The sequence below is a fragment of the Enterobacter cloacae complex sp. ECNIH7 genome, assembly GCF_002208095.1.
Lineage (GTDB): Bacteria > Pseudomonadota > Gammaproteobacteria > Enterobacterales > Enterobacteriaceae > Enterobacter > Enterobacter cloacae_M.
Genome location: NZ_CP017990.1, coordinates 2,862,451 through 2,877,874 on the forward strand (window position 1 = coordinate 2,862,451; position 15,424 = coordinate 2,877,874).

The window sequence follows — 15,424 nt, forward strand, 5'->3', positions numbered from 1 at the left end:
GCTGTCGCCAATTATTCTCTTAAACCGTTAATCAAAAAGGAGTATTTAAAGGTTCCGGGGGTGACTATTAAGGGGGGGAAGGCAGATGACCTTGATTTGACGCAAAAAAATTAGGGGCTTTGCTGTTAGTTTGCGGCGCGAAGTCTTTTCAGATAACGAGGACAACAATGGACGTCAGCCGCAGACAATTTTTCAAAATCTGCGCGGGCGGTATGGCCGGAACAACGGCAGCCATGCTGGGATTTGCTCCCAAAATGGCGCTGGCTCAGGCACGCAACTATAAGCTGCTGCGCGCAAAAGAGATCCGTAACACCTGCACATACTGCTCCGTAGGTTGTGGGCTTTTAATGTATAGCCTGGGCGATGGCGCGAAGAACGCCAGAGAAGCGATTTACCATATTGAAGGGGATCCGGATCATCCGGTAAGCCGCGGCGCACTTTGCCCGAAAGGGGCGGGGCTGCTGGACTATGTACACAGCGAAAACCGCCTGCGCTACCCGGAATACCGCGCACCGGGTTCTGATAAATGGCAGCGTATCTCCTGGGATGAGGCCTTCTCCCGTATTGCCAAATTAATGAAAGCCGACCGCGACGCTAACTTTATTGAAAAGAACGCCCAGGGCGTAACGGTTAACCGCTGGTTATCCACCGGCATGCTGTGCGCCTCGGCGGCGAGTAATGAAACCGGCATGCTGACGCAAAAATTTGTGCGCTCTCTCGGCATGCTGGCGGTAGACAACCAGGCGCGCGTCTGACACGGACCAACGGTAGCAAGTCTTGCTCCAACATTTGGTCGCGGTGCGATGACCAACCACTGGGTTGATATCAAAAACGCTAACGTCGTGGTGGTGATGGGCGGAAACGCCGCGGAAGCCCATCCGGTGGGGTTCCGCTGGGCGATGGAGGCGAAAAACAACAACGATGCGACGCTTATCGTCGTCGATCCGCGCTTTACGCGCACGGCATCGGTGGCCGATATCTATGCGCCAATCCGTTCCGGTACGGACATTACGTTCCTGTCCGGCGTGCTGCTGTACCTGATCGAAAATAATAAAATTAACGCGGAATACGTTAAGCACTACACCAACGCGAACCTGCTGGTGCGGGATGATTTTGCCTTTGATGACGGGCTGTTTAGCGGCTATGACGCCGAAAAACGCCAGTACGATAAAACGTCCTGGAACTATCAGTTCGATGAAAACGGCTACGCGCTGCGTGATGAAACCCTGACGCACCCGCGCTGCGTATGGAACCTGCTGAAGCAGCACGTTTCCCGCTATACGCCGGAGGTGGTGGAAAACATCTGCGGCACGCCGAAAGCGGACTTCCTGAAGGTGTGTGAAGTGCTGGCCTCCACCAGCGCCGCCGACAGAACCACAACATTCCTCTACGCGCTGGGCTGGACGCAGCACACCGTCGGCGCGCAGAACATCCGCACCATGGCGATGATCCAGCTGCTGCTCGGCAACATGGGGATGGCGGGAGGCGGCGTGAACGCGCTGCGCGGTCACTCAAATATTCAGGGGCTCACCGACCTTGGCCTGCTGTCAACCAGCCTGCCGGGCTACCTGACGCTGCCGTCTGAAAAGCAGGCGGATCTGCAAACGTATCTTGAGGCCAATACGCCGAAAGCGACGCTGCCGGACCAGGTGAACTACTGGAGCAACTATCCGAAGTTCTACGTCAGCCTGATGAAATCCTTCTACGGCGACGCGGCGCAGAAGGAGAACGACTGGGGCTTTGAGTGGCTGCCGAAGTGGGACCAGGCCTACGACGTCATCAAGTACTTCAACATGATGGATAAGGGCAGCGTCACGGGGTATATCTGCCAGGGCTTTAACCCGGTGGCCTCCTTCCCGGACAAGAACAAAGTCGTTCGCAGCCTGAGCAAGCTGAAGTACATGGTGGTTATCGATCCGCTGGTGACCGAAACGTCCACCTTCTGGCAGAACCACGGGGAATCGAACGATGTCGATCCGGCGTCGATTCAGACCGAAGTGTTCCGCCTGCCGTCCACCTGCTTTGCGGAAGAGGACGGTTCCATCGCAAACTCCGGCCGCTGGCTGCAGTGGCACTGGAAAGGTCAGGATGCGCCGGGCGAAGCGCGTAATGACGGTGAGATCCTCGCCGGGATTTACCACCGCCTGCGCGAGATGTACCGCACCGAAGGCGGCAAAGGCGCTGAGCCGCTGCTGAAAATGGGCTGGCACTACAAGCAGCCGGATCGTCCTGAGTCAGAGGAAGTCGCGAAGGAGAACAACGGCGTGGCGCTGGCGGATCTCTATGACGCCAGCGGCAACCTGGTGGCGAAGAAAGGCCAGCTGCTGAACAGCTTCGCGCTGCTGCGCGACGACGGCACGACGGCGTCGTCCTGCTGGATCTATACCGGCAGCTGGACGGAGCAGGGTAACCAGATGGCCAACCGCGATAACGCCGACCCGTCCGGGCTGGGCAATACGCTGGGCTGGGCATGGGCGTGGCCGCTGAACCGTCGCGTGCTTTACAACCGCGCGTCTGCAGACGTAAACGGCAGGCCGTGGGATCCCAAACGCATGCTGATCCAGTGGAACGGGGCGAAGTGGACGGGGAACGATATCCCGGACTACAACACCGCCCAGCCGGGCAGCAACACCGGGCCGTTCATCATGCAGCCGGAAGGGCTGGGACGCCTGTTTGCCCTCAACAAGCTGGCGGAAGGGCCGTTCCCGGAACACTACGAGCCGATGGAAACGCCGCTCGGCACCAACCCGCTGCATCCAAACGTCATCTCCAGCCCGGTGGTGCGCATCTACGAAGAGGACGTGCTGCGGCTGGGTAAAAAGGACAAGTTCCCGTACGTGGGGACGACCTACCGCCTGACCGAGCATTTCCACACCTGGACCAAGCACGCGCGGCTTAACGCTATCGCGCAGCCGGAACAGTTTGTGGAGATCAGCGAGACGCTGGCGAAGGCGAAAGGCATCACCAACGGCGACCGCGTGAAGGTGAGCAGCAAGCGCGGCTTTATTCGCGCGGTGGCGGTGGTGACGCGTCGTCTCCAAAGCCTGAACGTGCACGGCCAGCAGGTGGAAACCGTCGGGATCCCGCTGCACTGGGGCTTTGAGGGCGTGGCGCAGAAAGGCTACATCGCCAACACCCTGACGCCAAACGTCGGCGATTCCAACTCGCAAACGCCGGAGTACAAGGCGTTTCTGGTCAACATCGAGAAAGCGTAAGGAGCGATTAAATGGCGATGGAAACACAAGACATTATCAAACGCTCCGCGACCAACCCGATTACCCCCGCGCCCCGCGCGCGGGACTACAAGGCAGAGGTCGCTAAGCTTATCGACGTCTCCTCCTGCGTAGGCTGTAAGGCCTGCCAGGTGGCCTGCTCGGAGTGGAACGATATCCGCGACGAGGTGGGGCACTGCGTGGGGGTCTACGACAATCCGGCGGATCTGAGCGCCAAATCCTGGACGGTAATGCGCTTTAGCGAAACCGAGCAGAACGGCAGGCTGGAATGGCTCATCCGTAAAGACGGCTGCATGCACTGTGAAGATCCGGGCTGCCTGAAGGCGTGCCCGTCTGCCGGCGCGATTATTCAGTACGCCAACGGGATTGTCGACTTCCAGCAGGACAACTGCATCGGCTGCGGGTACTGCATCGCGGGCTGCCCGTTTAATATCCCGCGCCTCAATAAAGAGGATAACCGGGTATACAAATGCACCCTGTGCGTTGACCGCGTCAGCGTCGGGCAGGAGCCTGCCTGTGTGAAAACCTGTCCGACCGGGGCTATCCACTTCGGCACCAAAAAAGAGATGCTGGACGTGGCGCAGGCGCGCGTGGACAAGCTGAAAGCGCGCGGCTACGAGCATGCGGGCATTTATAACCCGCAGGGCGTGGGCGGTACGCACGTGATGTATGTGCTGCACCATAACGACCAGCCGGAGCTGTACCACAACCTGCCGAAGGATCCGGCGATCGATACCTCCATCAACCTCTGGAAAGGTGCGCTTAAGCCGCTTTCGGCGGCGGGCTTTATCGCCACCTTTGCCGGGCTGATTTATCACTACATCGGTATCGGGCCAAACAAAGAGGTGGATGACGACGAGGAGGATCATCATGAGTAAATCGAAAATGATAGTGCGCACGAAGTTTGTCGACCGCGCCTGTCACTGGACGGTGGTGATCTGCTTCTTCCTGGTGGCGGTGTCGGGGATTTCGTTCTTCTTCCCGACGCTGCAGTGGCTGACCGAAACCTTCGGCACGCCGCAGATGGGGCGCATTCTGCATCCGTTCTTCGGCGTGCTGATTTTCGTGGTGCTGATGTTTATGTTCGTGCGCTTTGTCCACCATAACATCCCGGACAAGCAGGATATCCCGTGGCTGAAAGGGATCGTCGAAGTCCTGAAGGGCAACGAACATAAGGTCGCGAAGGTGGGGAAATACAACGCCGGACAGAAGATGATGTTCTGGACCATCATGAGCATGATTTTTGTGCTGCTGGTGACCGGCGTGATTATCTGGCGTCCGTATTTTGCGCACTATTTCCCGATTCAGGTGATTCGCTACGCGCTGCTGATCCACGCCACGTCGGCCATCATTCTTATCCACGCCATCCTGATCCATATGTATATGGCGTTCTGGGTAAAAGGATCGATTAAAGGGATGATTGAAGGGAAGGTGAGCCGCCGCTGGGCGCAGAAACACCACCCGCGCTGGTATCGTGATGTGGAGCGACTGGAAGCGAAACAGGAAAGTACGGAAGGAATGAAGTAAGACCTGCGCCGTCGGCTTTGCCCGGCGGCGCTGCGCTTGCGCTGGCCTACTCTTCAAATCAGAACCGCTCCTCCACATACCGGAACGGATATTTTGTGGGTTTGACTTTGCCGATTTTGCGTTTCGGTAAATCCACTTTCTCAACATGTATTTCTTTATACGGGATCTGCGAAAGCAAATGCGAAATAATGTTCAGTCGCACGCGTTTTTTATCCTCTGAACGCGCCACAAACCACGGCGCCCAGGCGGTATCGGTGGCTTCAAACATGGCGTCGCGGGCGCGGGTGTACTCGTCCCACAGGTTAAAGGATTTAATATCCATCGGCGACAGCTTCCAGATCTTACGCCCATCGTTAATACGGTCGCGCAGGCGTCGCTCCTGCTCTTTCGGCGTCACCTCCAGCCAGTACTTCAGGAAGATAATCCCGGCATCGACCATCGCTTTTTCCATAACCGGCGCGCCGTCTAAAAATTTCTCCGCCTGTTCCTCCGTGCAGAACCCCATCACTCGCTCCACGCCCGCGCGGTTATACCAGCTGCGATCGAAGATCACGATTTCACCCGCCGAAGGCAGGTGGGGCACATAGCGCTGGAAGTAAAGCTGGCTTTTTTCCTTTTCAGTCGGAGCAGGGAGCGCAACAACGCGAAACACGCGCGGGCTGACGCGCTCGGTGATCGCTTTAATGGTGCCGCCTTTGCCGGCACCGTCGCGTCCTTCAAAAACAATACACACTTTTAACCCTTTGGCGACGACCCATTGCTGGAGCTTAACCAGTTCGACGTGCAGGCGGCGGAGCTCTTTCTCATACTCTTTGGTCTTAAGCGGTGCATTCGTTACGACATCAACAGCGACAGGGGTTTTCTTTTTGCTTCCCATGATTGTCATCCTCAGGTTGTCCGGTGCGGAAAAAGCGAGGCCGCACTATGAAGTGTAATCCACCTGAATTAATGGATTAACCTGTCAGCCAGCTGATTTGAACTGGCTCACCATACAAGATTATTCAATAATGTCCGTCGCGTGTGATTAACCAGTGGTTGAAGTATGAAAAAGACAATTTTTTCGTTGGCGCTTGGCACATTTGGCCTGGGAATGGCCGAATTTGGCATTATGGGCGTGTTAACCGAGCTGGCACATGACACCGGTATTTCGATTCCCTCCGCCGGGAATATGATCTCGTTTTATGCGTTCGGCGTGGTAATTGGCGCCCCGATTGTGGCGCTCTTCTCCGGCAAGTTCTCGTTAAAAACCACGCTGCTGTTTCTGGTGGCGATGTCCGCTGTCGGCAATGCCCTGTTCACGTTTTCCACGTCCTATTTCTGGCTGGCGCTGGGGCGGCTGATTTCCGGCTTTCCGCACGGGGCTATTTTTGGCGTCGGGGCGATTATCCTGTCTAAAATTGCGCCACCGGGGAAGGTGACGGTCGCGGTGGCGGGAATGATCGCCGGTATGACCGTGGCCAACCTGATGGGCGTTCCGCTGGGGACCTGGCTCGGACATCAGTTCAGCTGGCGTTATACCTTTTTTCTGATTGCCGTGTTCGATGCGCTGGTGATCCTCTCGGTTCTGCTCTGGGTGCCGGACATCCGCGACACTTCAGAAATCAAATTGACCGAGCAGTTCCATTTTCTGAAAAAACCAGAACCCTGGCTGATTTTTGCCGCCACCATGTTTGGCAATGCCGGGGTGTTCGCATGGTTCAGCTTCGTTAAGCCGTTTATGGTTAACGTCTCCGGTTATTCAGCAGGGATGATGACGGCCATCATGATGCTGATGGGGCTTGGCATGGTGTTGGGCAATCTGCTGAGCGGTAAGCTCTCGGGGCGTTTTAGCCCGCTGCGCATTGCGGCCACCACCGACATGGTGATTGTCGCCTCGCTGCTGCTGCTTTTCGCCTTTGGTGAACTGAAAACGGCCTCGCTGGTCATGGGCTTTATCTGCTGTGCCGGACTGTTCGCGCTCTCTGCGCCGCTACAAATTCTGCTTCTGCAAAATGCGAAGGACGGTGAGATGCTGGGGGCGGCAGGGGGACAGATGGCGTTTAATCTCGGCAGTGCGATTGGGGCGTACTTTGGCGGGATGATGATCGTACTCGGCTTTAGCTGGCGTTACGTCACGCTGCCGGCGGCAATACTCTCTTTCTCGGCCATGAGCGCACTGCTGATCTACGGTCACCTGCGGGCCAGACGGGCTCAGGCTAACGCTCGCGCGCTAGCCTGACAGGCTTCACGCAAGCCAGGGCTCACCCAGGGTCAGCATCAGGCGGTTGGCCCAGGCGAAGAACGCGGCGGACTGCACCAGATCAAGCTGCGCTAAGGTATCCAGCCCCTCTTTTTCCAGCGCGGCAAGGTGCAGCGGCGTGGCGGCAGGGGGCGTGACCGACAGCGCCGCCGCAAAATCGATTTCCGCCTGCCAGCGCGCAGATTGCCCCTCGCTCAGGGATTGCCCCGGCCTCACGGCCAGCAGGGCTTCTACCGCCGCGTCATCCTTTGACAGCTGGCTGGCTTTACGCGCATGGACAGATGCGCAGTAAATGCAGCCATTGATTTTACTGGCGACCGTTGCGGCCAGCTCGCGCTCGGCGCGCGGCAATCCCCCCGATGTATAAAAAATTCCTTTATCCGTTAACGTGCGCTGTTCAAGCACCGGCAGGTTGCGCCCCAGCAGGCGGAAATAGTCGGAATCGGTGTGGCCAAACTTCGCCAGTATAGCAACCTCGTCATCACGAAAATCCGCCAGCGGTTTGGCGGCGATCCACGGCTCCCAGCCCAGTTCCTGCTGGGTGAAGGCGACGGGAGCCGCCTTTCCGGTGGCCGTGGTGGCGGTCGTGTGCCAGACGCCTGCCGCCACCGGCGCATCGCTTTTGGCGACGGGCCTGTCGTTCAGCAGCCGCAGCCCGGTGATGAGTCGGCTCTGGAAGCTCACAAACGCAATAAGCTGCGCCAGGGTAACAATGCCTTCCTTGCTCCATCCCGCCTGGGTCAGCGCTTTTAACGCTGCGGGCGTCGCTTCGACGGGGGAGAACGTCAGCAGGCGCGCGAAGTTCAGCGCCGGGGTCAGGCGTTCTGAGGTGGGATCGGCCAGGCCAAACCCCGCATAGTGCGCGGCCAGCGCCTCCGCGCTGTGCCACCTGGCGACTTTTGCCGCTACGGCGAAGCGCTCGTCCAGTGCAAAATCAGCATCCTGCTGGCTAAAGAGAATTTCGTAGCTGCCCTGCGCGTGGCGCGTGGCGGCATCACGCGTGGCGCGCGCCTCTGCCAGAGGGGAACCGGGTTTAATTTCCGCCAGCTCGGCGAGAATGTCCTGACTTAACGACATAGGTGTCTCCTCAAAGGATGTGGGGGGCAATACGTTCGGCGATCAGTTCGATGGACCGCAGCGTGTCGCGATGCGTGGGTTCGACCGAATGGACCTGGAATGAGATATCCGTGGCGCGCCTGAGAATGGAGTCAGCATTCAGAGAATTCAGCACCGTATCGGGCGAACCAATATGGGCGTCAAACTGGCGGCGATAATCGGTGACGTTGTCACCTTTAACCACGTGCCCGGCAGCGCGATGCTGCTGGGCCTGTTTCGTGAGGCCCGGCGTCGCGACCCTGAGCGCATAGTCGTCGCTGTCGGCGACGAACGCCGTACGGGAGGCCAGAATGCGCGGTGCGATGCCCTCAGGCAGCGCATCGAGGTAGGCATCCACAATCGGGTTCTGGATCTCGTCGAGCGTTAAATCCAGCCGATCTGCCGGGCGCGGCTGCGTGCGGGAGAGCATTAAACCGTGTCCGACCCGGGCGGCGCGAACGGCACCGTCAACAGAGAAGGTGGCAATCCAGATACGGTCGGCAAGCTGCGGCGCAGGCGGGTAAAGGTGGTTATCCGGATGGGTGAGCGAATCCCCGCGCCAGGCGCTCTGGATCACATGCAAATGGTCAGCAAAGGCCGCGCCGCGCTCCTCAAACGTCAGGCCGAACGGCAGAAATGAGGTCGGTGTGCCGCCCGAACCAAAGCCGACCTCAAGACGGCCATCGGCGAGTAAATCGAGCACGGCGGCATCTTCCGCGACGCGCAGCGGGTTTTCCATCGGCAGGGTGATGATGGCCGTGCCCAGTCGGATGGTTTCGGTATGCGCGGCTACGTGCGCCAGAAACAGCAGCGGCGACGGCAGGCCGCCTTCACTTTCGTGGAAGTGGTGCTGGGCAATCCAGGCGCTGTCAAAACCGTGGCGTTCGGCGTGGCGGATCTGTTCAGTTGCCAGACGATAGCGCTCCTTCGGCGTAGCGTCGTCAAGCAGGCGGGTGAAAAATCCCAGGCGTTTTCGCGTCATGCGAACTCCTCCGTGGCGGGTGAAAAATGGGGAATGGCGTCAATCAGCTCGCGGGTATAGTCGTTCTGCGGCGAGGCGAATAAGGTTCCGACATCGCCCTGTTCGACCACCTGACCGCTGCGCAGCACCGTGACGCTGTGGGCGAGCCGGCGGACGGTAGACAGATCGTGCGTGATAAAGAGGTAGGTCAATCCCAGCTGCTGCTGCAGCTGCTGAAGCAGAGCCAGAATCTGCGCCTGCACGGTGACGTCCAGCGCGGAGGTGGCTTCGTCCAGCACCAGAATGGTCGGTTCCAGGATCAGCGCCCGGGCGATGGCAACGCGCTGCCGCTGTCCGCCTGAAAGCTCCCGGGCGGTGCGGCTCAGGAGTTCGACGGGCAGGGCAACCCGCTGAGCCACCGTCTCCACCCGGAGCTTTCGCTGCGCCTTACCGAGGCGAGAAAAGTTCTTCAGGGGCTCCTCGATGATGTCAAACAGCGTCTGACGCGGGTCGAGAGAGGCAAACGGGTTCTGGTAGACAAACTGGATCTTCTGGCGCAGCTGACGGCGTGCCTCGCGGCTGAGCGCGGTGGCATCAATATCATCAATGATGACCTGTCCGCTGTCGGCCTGTTCAAAACCCAGCAAAATACGGGCGAGGGTGGTTTTCCCGGAGCCGGATTCACCGACCAGCGCATGCGTGCTGCCGCGCCTGACGTCAAACGTTACCCGATCCAGCGCCTGAAACTGATGACCTTTGCCCAGGGAGAATTGCTTGCTGATGCCGCGGGCGCGAATGGCCGGGGACGCGAGCGGGCGACCGGCCACCGGGGCGATGGTCAGGCGCTGGCCCTGGAGATCGCTCAACAGCTGACGGGTGTAGGCGTGCTGCGGCGTGCGGACGATATCGGCGGTGTTACCCTGTTCCTGAACCTCGCCATCGCGAAACACCAGCAGCCTGTCCGCGCGCTGTGCGGCCAGCGCCAGATCGTGGGTGACAAACAGAACGGCGGTACCCGATTCCCGGCGCAGGATATCCAGCAGATCGAGAATACGTTTTTGCACCGTCACATCCAGCGCGCTGGTGGGCTCATCGGCAACGATCACGTCCGGACGCAGGGCAATGGCGATGGCAATCAGCACGCGCTGTTTCATCCCGCCGGAGAGCTGATGGGGATACTGCGTCATGCGCTGTTCGGGGTGGCTCAGGCCGACCTTTGTCAGCAGGGCGAGCACCTGCTCGTCGCGCTCGGCGCGGGTCACCTTCTGGTGTAGCTGAATAATTTCTCCGACCTGCACACCGATGGTTTTCACCGGGTTGAGCGAATTACCCGGATCCTGCGGCACCAGGCTAATTCGCGCCCCGCGAAGGGTATCGAGACGCTTTGCGGACCATCGGCTAATCTCCTCGCCGTTGAGCGATATCTTTCCCGCATCGCGCCGGGCGTTATCGGCCAGCAGGCCAATGATCGCCTGCGCCGTGGTCGTCTTGCCGGACCCGGATTCGCCGACAAACGCCAGCATTTCCCCTCGTCCGAGCGTGAAGCTGACGTTATGCACCACCTCTCGCCACTGGCGCGCGGTACGGTAGCTGATCGTCAAATTTTCCACTGAGAGCACGGTCATTAGCGACCTCCGCTGAACTGTTGGCTGATGCGGTTGGTGGCCAGCACCACGGCGATGACGACGACGCCGGGGAAGGTGGTGAGCCACCAGGCGGTAGAGAGATAGTTACGGCCTTCGGCAATCAGTAAGCCCCATTCCGGCACCGGCGGCGGGGTGCCGTAGCCGAGAAAGCTCAGCGTGGAGAGCGCCAGGATGGCCTGACCAAACTGCAGCGTGGCAAAGGCGAGGACGGCGGTTAACGCGTTGGGCAGGATGTGTCGCCACAGCACGGCGAAAAACGTCCCGCCGCTGCCGAACGCCGCCTCGACGTAATCCGTGTGGCGGATGCGCACCACTTCACCGCGCGCGAGGCGGGCGAAGCTGGCAATGGAGGCAACGCCTACGGCAATCGCGGCGTTAACGGTGCCAAACCCGAGCAGAATAATCACCGTCAGCGAGAGCAGCAGAGACGGGATGGACAGCAGCACGTCGACGAAGCGCATCAGCAGAGACTCGACGCGTCCGGCGAACGCCCCGGCAATCACCCCTAAGCCGGTACCCACCAGCAGACCCATCGTCACGGCGGCCAGCGCCGCGCTCAGGGAGTGTGACGCGCCATAAACAATACGCGTATAAACATCCCGGCCAAGCTGATCGGTCCCGAGCCAGTGTCCCGCCTGCGGTGCCAGGCGCTGTGCCCCGGCGATGCCCTCAATCGGGCTGAAGTGGGTTAACAGGCCGGGTGCCACGGCGGCAAAAGCGGCTAAAATAATCACCGCCCATGCCAGCCATAGCCCCGGCTGCCATTCCACTCCCTGCCACGCTGGAACGCGTTTTCGCGCGGCGGCCGCGTAATCGACCAGACTCATGATGCACCTCCGGTAACGGTTTGCAGACGGGGATCCAGCAGCGGCATCAGCAGATCCACCAGCAGATTGATCAGGACAAAACCGAGGGCGGAAATCATAACCACCGCCTGAAGCACGGCGATGTCCTGATTATTCACCGCCTGCTGGGTCAGCTGCCCGAGCCCGCTGCGGCCAAAAACGGTTTCGGTGATCAGCGCCCCGGCAATCAGCTCGCCCAGCAGCAGCCCGGCAATGTTCAGGACCGGCAGCAGGGCGTTGCCGGTCACGTGACGCCACAGGACGGCGGTTTCACTCAGCCCTTTGGCACGGGCGACGGCGACAAATGGCTGCGTCGCCACCTGGTCCAGGCTGCGCATCAGAATTTGCGCCAGCGGGGCGGAGATCGGGATCGCGACGGTCACGATCGGCAGGAGCAGCCCCTGCAGCGGCGTCGGGTTAATCACCGGGATCAGCCGCAGCTGAAAAGAAAAAAGCTGGATGAGGGCAATCCCCAGCCAGAACGTCGGTAAGGAGATAAACAGGACCGGCAGAGACTGAAGGGTATTGCTCAGCCAGCGCAGACCCGGCAGACGTGATGCAAAGGCCAGCGCAAAGGCCAGCAGGACCGCGAGCACAAACGCGGGCAGGGCGAGGCTCAGGGTATCCGGCAGATTGCTGGCAATCAGCTCGCTGACCGGCACGCCGGCCTGTAGCGAATAGCCGAAATCCCCGCGCAGCATCGCCAGCAGCGTGTGGCCATATTGCTGCCACAGCGGGCTGTCCGCGCCGTAGGCCACGCGCATCTCCTCGATTTGCGCCGGGCTTAAGCCCAGGTCCGGGTTCTGAAATTTAATCAGCACCGCGTCGCCCGGCAGCACCTGGAGCAACACGAACGAGAGGGTAAAGGCGGCCCACAGTACCAGCAGCCCGTGCCCTAAACGTTGAAGAAGTGCGTGGCGCATCGTCAGCTCCTCAGTGTTTCTCAATCCACGCGCCGTAGAACGACGGGCGGCCAACCGCTTCGAAATTCACGCCTTTCAGCCATGGCGCACCGGCAAAGACCTGCGGCTCCTCGAAAATCGGAATGACGTAGGCGTTATCCAGCAGGTAGCGCTGCGCGTCCCCCGCCAGCTGCAGGCGTTTTTGCGGGTCGACCTCAGCCGAAATGTTCACCAGCAGTTCATTCAGCCTGTCGTCACGGAAGTTTTTGACCTTGTCGCTGGATCCGCCTTTTTGCAGCAGCGCGTCGCGGTTAGCCGGGTAGAACATGCTTTTCACCACGTCCGGATCGGCGCGGCCCACTTCGGAGACGGTTAACGGGGTTTTCAGCGGATCAAGGTTATCCAGCGTGCGGCTGCCTGCGTCTCCGGCTTTGACGCTCAGCGCCACGCCCACCTGTCGCCACTGCTGGGCAACCAGCTGCAGAACCTCTTTGTTCTGCGGCTGCGGCAGGGATTCATACACCGTCAGCGCCAGACGCTGGCCGTCTTTGGCGCGGATCCCGTCGCCGCCTGCTTTCCAGCCCGCCTCGTCCAGCAGCTGGTTGGCTTTTGCCGGGTCAAAGGTCAATTTGTCGCTGAGATCGACAAAGCCTGCGGCGGAACCGGCAATCACGGACTTCGCCTGCGGATAGTTGGCCGAGAAGAGGGTCTCGACCACCTGTTTTGCATTGGTGGCATGCAGCAGCGCCTGGCGAACGCGAACGTCGGCGACCAGCGGGTTATCCGGGCGGAAGCTGATGCTGTCGTTCACCCCGCGGGTCGGGGCGGCGTAGATCTTATAGCCCTGATCTGTCGCCTGCTTTTCGTCATACGCCTGCACCTGGCGAATAAAGTCGGCCTGACCCGCCAGCAGGGCGCCGACGCGCACGCTGTCTTCCTGGGTCACGATAAACTTGATGCCGTCGAGATTAGCGGGCCCCTGCTGCTCCAGGTTTTTCGGTCCCCACTGGTAGTCTTTGCGGGCTTCGAGCGTCACTTCACGACCCAGCTTCTCGTCCTTCACCACAAACGGGCCGGAACCGATGATGTGGCGGGCATCTCCCAGCTCTTCGAAGTTGCGCTTCAGCGTGCTGAGCGAGACCAGACCCGAGCCAATGGTGGCGGTGCCCTGCAGGAACCCCGGCGACGGTTTTTTGAAGTAGAACTTCACGGTCAGCGGGTCGATGACTTCGCTGCGATCGTAGTTATTAATCACTTCTGACACCGGCAGGCGCTGCGCCTTATTGCCTGAACCGTAGGTATCAAAGTTTTTCGCCACGGCGTTCGCGTCCAGCGGCGTGCCGTCGGAGAAGGTGATGCCGGGACGAAGCTTAAAGGTGTATTCGGTTTTATCGGCGTTGGTGGTCCAGCTTTCGGCCACCCAGGGTTCGACCTGCAGCGTCTTTGGGTTCTGCCATGTCAGTTTGTCGGTGATTTGATTCAGAATGCCGCCGTTCGGGTAAAAGCCACCGGCAGGCGGATAGAGGTTGGTGTGCGCCTGTTGCTCCAGATAAATCAGCGTGCCGCCTTTGACGGGCGCATCTGCTGCCCAGGCTGCGGTTGTCGCCAGAATCAGCGCCGTCAGCAGCGGCAGACGAAATGGGGTTTGCATGGTGAATTCCTTTGTTATCTTCTTGTTAGCGTCGGATTCATCATCGGGCGCGGGGGAAAACAAGGGAACAAAGGAATTAAGATAAGGATTGCCGGAAAATGGCTATAAAAAAACCGCCCCAGCGAGGAGCGGTAATGAAAAATGAACGATTATGAACGTAGGTCGATCACCATACGGCCGCGGATCTGGCCCTGTTCCATCTCTTTAAAGATGGCGTTGATGTCCTCGATTGGACGCATCGTGACTTTCGGCACCACCTTACCTTCTGCGGCGAACTGGAAGGCTTCCAGCAGATCCTGACGGGTGCCGACCAGGGAACCTACCACCTGGATGCCGTCCAGCACCAGACGCGGAATGTCGAGGCTCATCGCTTCCGGCGGCAGGCCAACCGCGACCACGCGGCCACCGGCACGCACGGCGTCAACGGCTGAGTTGAATGCGGCTTTTGCGACGGCAGTAACGACTGCTGCATGCGCGCCGCCGGTTTTCTCCTGCACAATTTTCGCGGCGTCTTCGCTGCGGGAGTTGATGGTTAAATCCGCACCCATGCTGGCCGCCAGCTTCAGCTGTTCGTCGTTAACGTCGAGAGCGATGACTTTGGCGTTAAAGACGTTTTTGGCGTACTGCAGCGCAAGGTTGCCCAGACCGCCCAGACCATAGATTGCGATCCACTGGCCCGGTTTAATACCCGACACCTTCACCGCTTTATAGGTGGTGACGCCGGCGCAGGTGATGCTGCTGGCCGCAGCGGATTCCAGACCGTCTGGCACTTTTACGGCGTAATCCGCGGTGACGATGCACTCTTCCGCCATGCCGCCGTCAACGGAGTAACCGGCGTTTTTCACGTCGCGGCACAGGGTTTCGTTGCCGGTATTACAGTATTCGCAGTGGCCGCAGCCTTCAAAAAACCAGGCCACGCTTGCGCGATCGCCGACTTTCAGCGACTTCACGCCGGGGCCGACTTCTTTTACGATACCAATCCCTTCGTGGCCCAGGATAACCCCGGTTTTATCGCCAAAATCACCGTTCTTCACGTGGAGGTCGGTATGGCATACGCCACAGCATTCCATCTTCAGCAGGGCCTCCCCGTGCTTTAGCGGGCGTAAGGTTTTTTCGGTGACATTGACCTGATGATCCTGAGTGACAACAGCAGCCTTCATGTGTATCTCCTTGTTCATGATGAGTATCTGCATAGCAGGTGTAATACTCCTCAAGGATTAGTGGTTTGGCGCTGTAATGCAAGGCAACGGCAACATAATGTCATTATTTAATCCATTTTCAGAATAAGAATACGGCGTTCCTCTAATAATTTAGGGGGAAAATAC

The 15,424-nt window shown here is 59.3% G+C and carries 12 protein-coding genes; 4 read left to right on the forward strand and 8 right to left on the reverse strand.

Annotation, left to right across the window (positions count from 1 at the left end; translation table 11 throughout):
- Positions 1 to 167: 167 nt before the first annotated feature.
- From fdnG to fdnI, 3 genes are read left to right on the forward strand one after another with little or no spacing between them, the layout of a single operon-like run.
- Entirely contained in the window at positions 168 to 3,215 is a 3,048-nt protein-coding gene (gene fdnG / locus WM95_RS14090) for a formate dehydrogenase-N subunit alpha (RefSeq protein WP_127882353.1), read from the forward strand.
- 11 nt (positions 3,216 to 3,226) lie between these two features.
- Positions 3,227 to 4,111 (forward strand): formate dehydrogenase subunit beta, encoded by an 885-nt coding sequence (fdxH, locus tag WM95_RS14095; protein WP_063409220.1) that lies wholly within the window; start codon positions 3,227 to 3,229, stop codon positions 4,109 to 4,111.
- Entirely contained in the window at positions 4,104 to 4,760 is a 657-nt protein-coding gene (fdnI, locus tag WM95_RS14100) for a formate dehydrogenase-N subunit gamma (RefSeq protein WP_023311936.1), read from the forward strand. Before fdxH ends, fdnI begins: the two co-directional genes overlap by 8 nt.
- 58 nt (positions 4,761 to 4,818) lie before the next feature.
- On the opposite strand, the gene ppk2 is transcribed toward fdnI, so the two are convergent.
- Positions 4,819 to 5,637, reverse strand: a complete 819-nt coding sequence (gene ppk2, locus WM95_RS14105) for a polyphosphate kinase 2 (protein WP_063409221.1) — start codon at positions 5,635 to 5,637, stop codon at positions 4,819 to 4,821.
- A 165-nt stretch (positions 5,638 to 5,802) separates the two neighbouring features.
- Between ppk2 and araJ the strand changes: the two genes are divergently transcribed.
- Positions 5,803 to 6,978 (forward strand): MFS transporter AraJ, encoded by a 1,176-nt coding sequence (gene araJ / locus WM95_RS14110; protein WP_063409222.1) that lies wholly within the window; start codon positions 5,803 to 5,805, stop codon positions 6,976 to 6,978.
- Between the two features lie 6 nt (positions 6,979 to 6,984).
- On the opposite strand, the gene WM95_RS14115 is transcribed toward araJ, so the two are convergent.
- From WM95_RS14115 to adhP, 7 genes are all read right to left on the reverse strand, one after another.
- Positions 6,985 to 8,076, reverse strand: a complete 1,092-nt coding sequence (locus WM95_RS14115; RefSeq protein ID WP_063409223.1) for an alkylhydroperoxidase domain protein — start codon at positions 8,074 to 8,076, stop codon at positions 6,985 to 6,987.
- Between the two features lie 10 nt (positions 8,077 to 8,086).
- Positions 8,087 to 9,076, reverse strand: a complete 990-nt coding sequence (locus WM95_RS14120) for a putative FMN-dependent luciferase-like monooxygenase (RefSeq protein ID WP_063409224.1) — start codon at positions 9,074 to 9,076, stop codon at positions 8,087 to 8,089.
- Positions 9,073 to 10,680, reverse strand: coding sequence for a dipeptide ABC transporter ATP-binding protein (locus WM95_RS14125; RefSeq protein ID WP_063409225.1), 1,608 nt, complete (start codon positions 10,678 to 10,680; stop codon positions 9,073 to 9,075). Before WM95_RS14125 ends, WM95_RS14120 begins: the two co-directional genes overlap by 4 nt.
- Positions 10,680 to 11,528 carry an ABC transporter permease gene (locus tag WM95_RS14130; protein ID WP_063409226.1) on the reverse strand — a complete coding sequence of 283 codons (849 nt, stop codon included), beginning with the start codon at positions 11,526 to 11,528 and terminating at the stop codon, positions 10,680 to 10,682. The genes WM95_RS14125 and WM95_RS14130 overlap by 1 nt, the downstream gene beginning before the upstream one ends.
- Positions 11,525 to 12,469 (reverse strand): ABC transporter permease, encoded by a 945-nt coding sequence (locus WM95_RS14135; protein WP_063409227.1) that lies wholly within the window; start codon positions 12,467 to 12,469, stop codon positions 11,525 to 11,527. The genes WM95_RS14130 and WM95_RS14135 overlap by 4 nt, the downstream gene beginning before the upstream one ends.
- A 10-nt stretch (positions 12,470 to 12,479) precedes the next feature.
- On the reverse strand, positions 12,480 to 14,099 hold the full coding sequence (locus WM95_RS14140) for a TIGR04028 family ABC transporter substrate-binding protein (protein ID WP_063409228.1): 1,620 nt from the start codon (positions 14,097 to 14,099) through the stop codon (positions 12,480 to 12,482).
- Between the two features lie 149 nt (positions 14,100 to 14,248).
- The gene (gene adhP / locus WM95_RS14145; RefSeq protein ID WP_063409229.1) at positions 14,249 to 15,259 is read right to left on the reverse strand and encodes an alcohol dehydrogenase AdhP; all 1,011 of its coding nucleotides are present in this window, start codon (positions 15,257 to 15,259) and stop codon (positions 14,249 to 14,251) included.
- Positions 15,260 to 15,424 lie beyond the last annotated feature (165 nt).